Source organism: Deltaproteobacteria bacterium, assembly GCA_016874775.1.
In the GTDB taxonomy this organism is placed as follows: domain Bacteria; phylum Desulfobacterota; class Binatia; order Bin18; family Bin18; genus VGTJ01.
Map to the genome: position 1 here is coordinate 1 of VGTJ01000198.1, position 10,389 is coordinate 10,389.

Below are 10,389 nucleotides of genomic sequence, written 5' to 3' on the forward strand. Positions count from 1 at the left end.
GCGCTTGGAGGTGGTGCGCCGTTCGGCAGACGCCAAAGGCTTTACCGTGTTGCCCCGCCGCTGGGTGGTGGAGCGGTCCTTCGGTTGGCTGGGGCGCTAGCGGCGCTTGTGTCGGGACTTCGAACATACCACCGTTTCCAGTGACGCTATGGTGTACTTGGCCAGTATCCGGCGCACGCTGCGGATGGTGACGACGGAAAATACGAATTAAAAAACACTTTCTAAGAGCGCGAGTGGGCCAAGCGCAAGTAACCGAAGTATGGCGAGTGAGTCATGGGCATCGAAGAGCTCACCGCGCCCAACTTTGGCAGCGATATAATGCACCCACGTCCAGAAACGATCCTCAACCCATTGCACCTCCGGCGTTGGATATCTCGCTTCAGAGCCGTTAAATGCTGCAGTCAACGCGCCATCTCGCTCCCACAAGATAACTGGATCTTCCACACGATGCGCTGCATCATCCACCGAGGCGAACTTTAAATCGACATGCAGCAGTGGTGGACCATACAGGCAAATCAACAGCCGTGGCTCGCCGACATGTTCTCCGGTAAAGGCCGTCAACAACGTACCGAGCGTCGCTGCGATTTGCTGGCGTTCGTGCATGACTTGCGACACAGCAGTCGGCCTTACTACGATCACCAGATCTAAGTCACTGTATTCATCCATCGCACCAGTAAGAAATGAGCCGCCCGCAGCAACGGCGACAATCCGTTCGTCGGCTTGCAGCCGGGGAAGCGCGCCTTTCAAGAATGTTCCATGCAATGCTGGAAGGTCGGCTTTCTGTTCTATGAGGTGCACGTATGACTGCGTCATATTGCTCACCGTTTCTCTCTATGAGGAACACACCAAGATTTGGGATTGTTCAGGACGATGGCAGGCACAGCCTGCCCTACCGCACGTTCAACGGGATGTGTAGGGCGGGCTGTGCCCGCCACTGCAGAACCACCACTCTGGCCATGCGTCAACCAATGCCGCCACCCTCGTGTAGCCTGCAGCACCTGGGTGCGCTCCATCACCATTGGTGACCTCTCGCATCCAGTCGTCGTCTGCCACCAGCGCATCAAACACCGGCAAGAACGGCACCTCTTCACTTTTCGCTACTTCAGCGAAAAGTGAAGAGAGGCGCCGCGTTCGCCCATTCTGCTCTGCATCAGCCATTGGTGGCGGGCCGATCATCACCACCGCATAGTGCTGTTTTGCCGTCTGGAGCATCGTACGGACATTCTCAACGCTGGTCGCTTCAGCAACGCGTGGTTGGCCATGCTCAAAGGTCGTGTCGTTAGCACCCAGCGCAAACACGACAAACGGCGTACACGTACCGGGGAGACGCGCCTGCACTTCCTGTCGCCAACGTTTAGCAATATCGGCACTGGTCTCTCGTCGCACACCGAGATTGTAATAGGTCAGATTGTAGCCTTTGCGTCGAGCAGCAACGGCAAGTCTCCCGGTCCAGCCAAGATACTGGGGGTCGCACGTGCCATTCACGTATGAATCACCGACAAAACATATCCGTAAGTCGTCGTTGTTCATGATTTCGGCCTTGTTCACTTCCACGATGTAGGAACTTCCTACTTCCCAAGAACACTGTCAGTTATTTGCATGCGCAACGGTTTCACCATGTGTAACGACGTGCCACCGACACGGTTGGTCAGTTCACCAATGACAGTAAAACCAAAGCGCTCATACAAGCGCTTAGCCGGATTTGTCGCCCGCACGTTGAGATACACGGCGGGATAGCTTGTCGCTGCAGCGTTGAGTAGATGCGTCAGCAGTTGCGCACCAACACCCTTGCCGGTGTAGGAAGGGATGACGGCGATCGCCAGTTCCGGGGTTCCATCGTCGATTGCAGTACAGTTTTTGTCCGCGCCGACAAAAACTCGTAACCATGCCGCGCCAACGGGTTCTAACGTTCTCACTTCGTAGGCGATCACACCGAGATCACCAGGCTTCCCCCATTGCGTAACATACTTGTGGAGAAACGGATTCTGTTGCGCCTTTTCCACCGAAGCACCAGGCTCTTCGTCAACATGCGCGGCGTAGAAGAGCATTTCCCACAGGAACGACTCATCGATAGCAAACACGGGACGAAATCGGCAGACCATCCTCACCTCCTGCCGCAAACGAAAAGGGCTGCGATTTCCACCGCAGCCCTTGCAAAATAAAAAGGCCGCTGGTGAATGCTTCGCCTGCGGCCTCTGAACGTTGTCTGTTGGTACTAGTGTCTCGTTCAGACGGCACGCAGCAAAGCGTTCATACGCACGGGGCGATGAATCTTAATAGCTTTGCGTACGGCTGCGCTGAAGGAAACACGAAATGCCATTGGGGTTTTTTGTATGCCCGTTCTCTGAGTGAGTCAATAGTTAATCTGCAGAGGCAGGGGTTCAGTTTGACACGTGGAGGTGTCTTCGGAGGGGCGGTCCCATGTAGCCGCCCAGGAAAAAGGCACCCAAACAGGGGTGCCCCTACAAATCAAATTCAGACTGAACCACTGCCTCTGCATGCAGCTCATTAAAAATCCATCGGTAGCGTCAGATACTGGGTAAAAATATAGTCACGGTGGGCAATGAGGAGTGGATCAACTGCCGCTGCCACCGCAGTGTGGATCAGCGCCCAGGCCTGGCGAATAAAATCCGGCATGGGGCTCTTCTCAAGTGGCCACCTGGGGTCGCCCCTACGAAGACGCATTTGCGTAACAAACTGAACCGCTACCAACACGAGAGAAACGTTGCGGCCCGCTCTAGACTTGTGTATAGCCGAGGGACAGTACGACGCAATTTGGAGGGGAATGCTTATGCAAGGACTGGAAGGCGTGAAGGTCCTCGAACTCGGCAATATGGTGTCAGCCGCGTATGCCACCAAGCTGATGGCTGATCTCGGTGCAGAGGTCACCAAAGTCGAAGAACCCAGAGGTGATCGCGCGCGGCTGCGTGGCCCGTTTCCGGGTGGTGTTGTTGACCCTGAGAAAAGTGGTCTGTTTCTCTATCTCAATACCAACAAACGAGACTGTACGATCGACCTGCCCAAAGACCGTGACACGCTTGCGGGTTTGATCTCGCAAACTGATATACTGATTCATAACTACTCGCCTGCCGAGATGACAACGTTCGGCATCGACTACCGAACCTTTCGCGAAATAAACCCGCAGTTAGTGATGTGTTCGATCACGCCGTTTGGCCTGAGCGGACCACACCAAGATTACCAGGCAACTGAGCTGACGTTCGCTCATGGCGGTGGGTGGGCATGGTTGAGTCCTGGCGGTTCAGACCGTCCAGACTTACCGCCACTTAAGGCGTTTGGTCATCAATGCGGTCTTCAGGCGGGATTGCATGCGGCCACGGTCACACTCGCAGCCTATTTCCGTACGCTGGCGAACGGAGTTGGTGAACACATCGATCTCTCCACCCACGCCAGTGTGGCCTCGTTCGTTGAAATGAATGTCTACTTCTACAGCTACCTGGGTAAAATCGCCTCACGCTTGGGACGCAAGATTCTCGCGCCACTGAGTATTTATGAGTGCCAGGATGGATCGATCCTGCTGCTGACTGCGCAACCGGACCAGTTAGAGCGCTTGCTCGAATTCATGGGCAATCCCGAATGGTCAAAACCAGACTATTGCAAAAACCCTTTCACCATCGTGCGCCACTGGGATGAAGTCGAGCCACATCTCCGCGCCTGGATCAAACAATGGAAAGTGGCGGATTTGTTTCGTGAAGCACAGGCGCGGCGCATCTGTGTGGCCCCGGTGTGCACGATGGCTGATCTTGCCGCGCAGGAACAATTGCAAGCGCGTAAGTTCTTTGTCGAAGTGAACCACCCACGCGCAGGCAAGGTCAAACATCCCGGTGCGCCATACCAACTCGCAGAGCAGTGGTGGAGTATCAGGCGACCAGCACCACTGCTTGGAGAACATAACGAAGATAAAAATGGGGCTGGGGGCTGGGGGCTAGGGGCTGGTCGCCCCTCCTCCCCAAGTCCCAAGTCTCAAGCCCCAAGTCCCAAGCTGCCCCTCGAAGGCGTCCGTGTTCTCGCACTCACCTGGGCATGGGCGGGACCATACGGTGCGATGCAGTTAGCCCACTTAGGCGCAGAAGTGATTCATATCGAATCGCGCGCTCGACCTGATGGCTCACGACAAGTACCGATCAGCCCGAAGGACATCAAAGCCAGCCTCAACACATCTGGTTACTTCAATCAGTGGAACCAAGGAACAAAAAGTATTTCCCTCAATCTGACGAAACCGGAAGCGCTGGCTGTCGCCAAGAAACTCATCGCTACTTGCGATGTGGTGATCCAGAACTTTGCTACCGGAGTCATGGAACGTCTCGGCTTAGGGTACGAAGACCTCAAGAAGATCAAGCCAGACATCATTCTGGCGTCGATTTCTGGCTATGGGCAGACTGGTCCGCAACGGCTGTACATGGGCTACGGTCCAGCGATGGGTCCGCTGTCCGGACTTTCCTCACTCACAGGCTATATTGGTGGCTCGCCACAAGAAGTGGGTATGGCATACGGCGACCCCAATGGGGGCGTCAATGCAGCAATCGGCGTTTGCGCAGCCTTGGCAGCCCGCAAACGTACAGGTCGTGGTCAACACATTGACGTATCGTTATGGGAATCGATGACGGCGCTGGTCGCCGAAGGCTGGATGGACTACGCGATGAATGGTACCCAACCGCCACGCATGGGCAACCGCGATCCGATCATGGCGCCACACAACTGCTTCCGTTGTGCTGGTCAGGATGAATGGGTAGCAATTTCCTGTGCCTCAGACGCCGACTGGCAATCGTTGTGTCGCGTGATGGGTCAAGAACAACTGCTCACCGATGAACGATTCAGCACGGCAAAAGCACGCAAAGCCAACGAAGACGCTTTGGAACAGATTGTCACAGCCTGGACTTCAACCCAAGAGAAATGGACAGTCGCCCATCGGCTGCAAGCCGATGGCATCGCCGCCTATCCGACGCTAAGCAGCCAAGGCATGCTTGAAGATCCGCAACTCAACGAGCGCGGTTTCTTTGTTCGCTTGCCACATGCTGAGGTTGGGGCGCAGGCGCATGCAGGCATGCCGTGGAAGTTCACCAATGCCCCTAACGGTGTACGGGCGCCAGCGCCGTTATTAGGACAAGACACGGATAGTGTTCTCCATGATCTGCTTGGCTATTCCACAGACGAGATTGCGCAGATGAAAGAGACGAAAGTGTTGTATTGATCTATAGAAAGGATAGACAGAATGCCCTCTCCTTCAGGGAGAGGGCTAGGGTGAGGGGATTTAATGAGAAGTACTATTCTTTCTCCCCCTCATCCTGACCTTCTCCAGATGGGAGAAGGGACCCTCGCCACGTTGCGACGTACCTGAAAAAACAAGACCGGTCTCTTCGGTTGTGACCAGTGCCGACAACCTCGCCCTTGCAGCCCACTACATCAGTCTTTTTGTTAAAACTTCCGTTGGTATTCCCGATAACCAAACCTAAGGACAACGATTGTCCACGAACTCCAGTGGGGGGAAACCATGCAGAGGCAAAAGAGTCTGAGTGGGCGGATGTATAGTGTCATAATAACTGGCACTGGCATCGTAACGTTATTGACAGCCCTGCCGCTGTTTGCCCAGCAGCAGCCCAAATCACTACCAACCGATCCAGAAACCGTACAGCGAATGCAGAAGCGCATTGACGAACTCGAAGCGCGACTCAAAGGCGTCGAGGCCCTTGAAGCGCGACTCAAAGCGGTCGAAGGCAAGCAAGTGCAGGTTGAGGAACAGGTCGCAGAGAAGAGTGCATCACCTGCGACCTCCTCCTACGGTGATTTTGGCCTGGAAAATGTGCACATTCGCGGGTTCGGCGATATCACCCACTCGTATCAGTTTGGCAAAGCTGGTGACCGGAATCGTTTCACACTCGGAGAGTTCGCGTTATTTTTTCAAGCACGCCTCTCAGAACATCTGAACGTCGTTGGTGATTTGGAGTTCGACGCGGACCTTGACGACCATGAGTTCGAGGTTGAAGTCAGTCGTCTGATGCTCGAATACCAGCCCAGTCGCTATTTCAATGTTTCGGTCGGTCGCTACTTTAGTGAGCTCAGCTATTACAACAGTCACTACCCACACGGCGCCTGGACCCAAACCACTATCGGCCGTCCATTTTTTCTCAGCGAAGAGAGTGGGCTGTTTCCAGTGCGCAATTTAGGAGTGTCAATCTCAGGATTGGTTCCCTCTGGTAAATTAGGACTCCATTACTTCGCTGAGGTCAGTAACGGACGTACCTCTAACGATGGACATGTTTTCTCAAACAACGCTGACGTTTTTGACGGGAAAAATAGTAAGGCCTTCGTACTTGGCCTCTACGCCCAGCCGGAATGGGTTCCTGGGCTCCGTGTCGGCTCTGCCGTCCGGTACGATCGTCCGCGTTTTGTTCTTGCCGCAGACGACGAGGAAGACGAAGAGGGTGAACATGAGGACGATGATGACCGATTCCGTGGTCGCCTCGCCCAGACCATTATCAACACGCATGTCGTGTACCAAACTCCACGGTTTGAGTGGTTGAACGAAGCCTTTCTGTTTCTCCACAATCCGAGTGGAGCAAAATCCACTGCGCCGGTCGCTTTCTACTCTCAGCTCTCGCAACAGTTTGGCAATTTCCGCCCGTATCTGCGCTACGAATATATGAATGGCGCATCAAGTGACATCACCCTTCGCCATGTTGGACTGCGACACGGCCCGTCTTTAGGTGTCCGTTATGATTTGAGCACGTTCGCAGCGCTGAAACTGCAATACGACCACGTCTGGCAGCGGGCGCGGAGTGGCATAAATGGCATACAGGCACAAGTTGCGTTTGCCTTCTAAGGCCGGACTTTTCTAACAGGAGAAACGGACGATGCGACGTACCACAGTGTGGCGATCCATGATGCTCGGGCTGCTTTTGAGTACCTCACCAGTTGTATGGGCACAAAGTAATGGCAACCATCTTGCCATCGTCGTGAACACGGCCAATACCGTCGAAGAACTCTCAATGGAAAAGTTGCGACGCATCTTCCGCGGCGAAGAAGCTGAATGGGACAATCAGGCCAAGATTGAAGTCGTCACTCGCGCCTCAGGGCAACCTGAACAAGAGGCCGCCTTACGGAATATCTATGGTATGAACCAATCCGCTCTCAATGCCTATTTCCTCAAAGCGGCGTTTGCCCGCACGCTTAAGGTCAAACCCAAGGTCCTCAATACCGCACTTGGTGTGCGCCAACTCGTGGCAGGGGTCCCAGGGGCAATCGGCATTATGCGCGCGAGCGAAGTCGATAAGAGCGTAAAGCCTCTGCGCATTAATGGCCGCCTCCCCGGCGAAGCGGGGTATGAGCTTGTCCTACAATAACCATCAGTGCAGCGATCGCCCAGGAAGCCATTGACCAATGCAAACGTTACGAAACCTATCGATAGGCAAAAAACTCGCAGTCCTCTGTGGGACGCTCATTGTCGCGATGTCGAGCGTCGGTTTCGTCGGGTATCAAGGCATTGCCGGGTTACGAGCGGCTAACGAACAGAGTGGCGTCCACCTTGGGACCATTCGTAATGTGTTACAGGCACGGATCGCTCTCGATACGATGCGCTCCCTGGTGCTCTGGCAGTTGCTCTCCACGACACACTCACAACAAGAGAGTCTCGACGAAACGTTGATGCGTCTGGAGGAGGTCTCGGTCGGCGCTACCACTTATCTCAGTGAGCTGAGGAACTTGAGCAGTCAACCAGAAGTCGCAGAAACGATCGCAATGCTCCTCCCAGTCATATCCGAATATGTGGGAAAAGGAGTGGAATTGGTCAAACTCGCGACCTCGGCACAGCCGGAGGCCGTTGCTGCCAAATCGACTGAGTTCCAGGATAGCTTCTTGCAACTTTCCCAAGCCATGGAACTCTTGAGTGATATGGTGGAAACCGAAGCCACGGCAACGAAAGAAGGTGGCGCGCAAATTGGGAGACACGCCAGCCGCACGGCGTTATGGGTGTTAGTGGGAACGGTCTTTCTTGCCAGTCTGTTGTGGTTCATGATTAGTCGGCTCATCACCACACCACTCTCTCAGGTAACGGTCGCCGCTCAAAAAATTGCCCAGGGAGATATCAATCAACGCGTGGACTATGCCGCCACTGATGAAACTGGAGCCCTTGCGGCTGCGTTTCGTAACTTAGTTGTCTATTTGCGTACCATAGCCGACGCTGCCGATTGTATGAGCAACGGAGACTTAACGGTCGAAATCTCCGCTCGCTCGCAACAGGATGTCCTCTCGCAAAGTTTTCTCCGCATGACGCGCAATATGCGTGAAGCCACTAGTGAAATACAAGCCAGCGCGCAGATACTGGTCACCTCGGTCGGGCAGATCATGAGTTCGGCGAAAGCCCTCGCCTATAGTGTAACCGAGACTGCCACCTCGGTTAGTCAGACCGCAGTCACAATTGGAGAAGCGAAACAAACCGCCCATCTCTCTGGGCGCAAAGCAACTGAAATCGCTGAGAATGCGGGTGAGGCCGCACGGGTTTCGCAAACCGGGGAACACGCGGTAGATGATGCGATGAAAGGCATGAGCATGGTACGCGGTCAGATGGAGTCCATTGCGCAAAGTGTTCTTGCACTCAGCGAACAGACCCAAGCCATTCATGAGATTATTGCTGCGGTCAACGCTCTTTCCGAGCAATCAAACCTACTGGCGGTCAATGCCGCGATCGAAGCTGCCAAGGCTGGAGAGGCCGGAAAAGGGTTTGGCGTTGTTGCACAAGAAGTGAAGAGGCTCGCTGAGCAATCCAAGCAGTCCACTGCCCAGGTGCGAGCCATGCTGGATGACATTCGCAAGGCAGGAACCGCCGCTATCCTCGTAACCGAACAAGGGGTGAAATCCGCCGATATTGCCACCCGGCAGTCAGAACAGGCCGGCGAGTCCATACGTCTGCTGACCAGGAGCATTAGCGAATCAGCTCAAGCCGTGACGCAAATAGCGGCCTCAAATCAACAGCAAATCGTCGGTATGGAGCAGGTGTCTGAAGCTATCGAAAGCATTAAACATGCAAGTGCCCATAATGCACGCGGCATGCAACAAATCGAGAGTGCAACCCACGACCTTCACACCGTTAGCCAAACACTGAGGACCGTTATCGCCCGTTACAAATTACAGACCTCAGAAAACGCATTGTAACCTGAGCATTTCTCATTTTGCCCCATGACAACCACCTCGGAATCATTACTCTGTCAGATTCACATGCACATTCTTCAACTGCGTGAACTCGAATAACTCCTCGATACATTCTTCACGGCCAATGCCAGAGTGCTTAAAGCCGCCGAATGGTGCGCCGAGAAAGTGCTGACTTGAATGATTGATCCACACATATCCTGCTTGCACACGACTGGCCGCGCGATGCGCTATCGCTAGGTCTCGCGTCCAAATCGATGCCGTGAGGCCGTATTCGACCGCATTCACCTGTTCAAACAGTTCATCCTCATCTTTCCACTTTAAGACCGATAATACTGGTCCAAAGATTTCCTCCTTGGCAATGCGCATGTTGGGGGTCACGTCGGCAAAGATCGTTGGTTCAACAAAGAAGCCTTTGGCAAGCTTTGGATCTAAAGGCTGTTTGCCACCAGTGACCAGGCGCGCGCCTTCCTCTTGCCCCCAGCGAATGTAGCTCATGACTTTCTCGAACTGCGTGCGATTCACCAATGGTCCCATCGTCGTGGACCAATCTGTGGGTAACCCTGGTTTGTGCTTTTCATTCACTAACTTCGCTACACCATCTAACACTTTGTCATGAATCGATTCATGGAGGAACAAGCGACTGGTGGAACCACACGATTGACCTGCCCAGGTAAAATTCATACCACGGACCGCACCAGCGATTGCTTTCGCAAGATCGGCATCTGGGTACACAATCAGTGCGTTCTTACCGCCGAGTTCGAGCAACACTGACTTCAACGTGTCCGCACCAGTACGCGCAATCGCTTTACCAGTTGGCACACTGCCAATCAGACTGACCTTGCGCACCAGTGGATGCGAGGCTAACGCCTGCCCGCATTCCTTCCCGCCAGACAGCACATTCATCACTCCCGGTGGAAAGATATCGCCGATCAGTTCGACCATCTTCAACGCTGAAAGCGGCGCCTGCTCTGGTGGCTTCATAATCACAGTATTACCTGCAGCGACACGGAAAACGCGCTTCAAGTGCAGGGAAACCCGAGGAGTTGGGCGAGGTAGGACAGGTGCCAGCCTGGGCGTTTGCGCTTAACTTTGAGCGAACCTTTGCCGGGGTCCCCGCGTAAGAGCGAGACGGCCAAGCGGTTGAGGAACGCCCGGTTCTCCGCCGTCGTGCGATCATAGACCCGGCGGGCATCTTCGCGAAACACGACATCTAACACCCAGTGCAGG

General features: G+C 54.4%; 8 protein-coding genes. 4 read left to right on the forward strand and 4 right to left on the reverse strand.

Features of this window, described 5'->3' with window-relative positions; translation table 11 throughout:
• Positions 1-207 precede the first annotated feature (207 nt).
• From FJ147_24375 to FJ147_24385, 3 genes are all read right to left on the reverse strand, one after another.
• Complete coding sequence (locus tag FJ147_24375) at positions 208-813, reverse strand: oxalate:formate antiporter (protein ID MBM4259022.1); 606 nt, start codon at positions 811-813, stop codon at positions 208-210.
• An 87-nt stretch (positions 814-900) separates the two neighbouring features.
• Positions 901-1,530, reverse strand: coding sequence for a lipase (locus tag FJ147_24380; GenBank protein ID MBM4259023.1), 630 nt, complete (start codon positions 1,528-1,530; stop codon positions 901-903).
• A 38-nt stretch (positions 1,531-1,568) separates the two neighbouring features.
• Positions 1,569-2,102 (reverse strand): GNAT family N-acetyltransferase, encoded by a 534-nt coding sequence (locus FJ147_24385; GenBank protein ID MBM4259024.1) that lies wholly within the window; start codon positions 2,100-2,102, stop codon positions 1,569-1,571.
• Between the two features lie 683 nt (positions 2,103-2,785).
• Between FJ147_24385 and FJ147_24390 the strand changes: the two genes are divergently transcribed.
• The 4 genes from FJ147_24390 (at position 2,786) to FJ147_24405 (ending at position 9,165) form a co-directional block, all read left to right on the forward strand.
• Positions 2,786-5,209: a CoA transferase gene (locus FJ147_24390; protein MBM4259025.1), complete on the forward strand. Its 2,424-nt coding sequence runs from the start codon at positions 2,786-2,788 to the stop codon at positions 5,207-5,209.
• 300 nt (positions 5,210-5,509) lie between these two features.
• Positions 5,510-6,838, forward strand: a complete 1,329-nt coding sequence (locus tag FJ147_24395) for a hypothetical protein (protein ID MBM4259026.1) — start codon at positions 5,510-5,512, stop codon at positions 6,836-6,838.
• 31 nt (positions 6,839-6,869) lie between these two features.
• On the forward strand, positions 6,870-7,358 hold the full coding sequence (locus FJ147_24400) for a hypothetical protein (GenBank protein MBM4259027.1): 489 nt from the start codon (positions 6,870-6,872) through the stop codon (positions 7,356-7,358).
• 37 nt (positions 7,359-7,395) lie between these two features.
• The gene (locus tag FJ147_24405; GenBank protein ID MBM4259028.1) at positions 7,396-9,165 is read left to right on the forward strand and encodes a methyl-accepting chemotaxis protein; all 1,770 of its coding nucleotides are present in this window, start codon (positions 7,396-7,398) and stop codon (positions 9,163-9,165) included.
• A gap of 45 nt (positions 9,166-9,210) precedes the next feature.
• Here the strand turns inward: FJ147_24405 and FJ147_24410 are convergent, their stop codons facing one another.
• Positions 9,211-10,230 carry an aldehyde dehydrogenase family protein gene (locus tag FJ147_24410; protein MBM4259029.1) on the reverse strand — a complete coding sequence of 340 codons (1,020 nt, stop codon included), beginning with the start codon at positions 10,228-10,230 and terminating at the stop codon, positions 9,211-9,213.
• Positions 10,231-10,389: the final 159 nt, after the last annotated feature.

Coding starts and splice junctions, on each gene's coding strand:
- FJ147_24400 (MBM4259027.1), top strand. CDS start 6,870: ATGCGACGTACCACAGTGTGGCGATCCATGATGCTCGGGCTGCTTTTG.
- FJ147_24380 (MBM4259023.1), bottom strand. CDS start 1,530: ATGAACAACGACGACTTACGGATATGTTTTGTCGGTGATTCATACGTG.
- FJ147_24390 (MBM4259025.1), top strand. CDS start 2,786: ATGCTTATGCAAGGACTGGAAGGCGTGAAGGTCCTCGAACTCGGCAAT.
- FJ147_24405 (MBM4259028.1), top strand. CDS start 7,396: ATGCAAACGTTACGAAACCTATCGATAGGCAAAAAACTCGCAGTCCTC.
- FJ147_24375 (MBM4259022.1), bottom strand. CDS start 813: ATGACGCAGTCATACGTGCACCTCATAGAACAGAAAGCCGACCTTCCA.
- FJ147_24385 (MBM4259024.1), bottom strand. CDS start 2,102: ATGGTCTGCCGATTTCGTCCCGTGTTTGCTATCGATGAGTCGTTCCTG.
- FJ147_24395 (MBM4259026.1), top strand. CDS start 5,510: ATGCAGAGGCAAAAGAGTCTGAGTGGGCGGATGTATAGTGTCATAATA.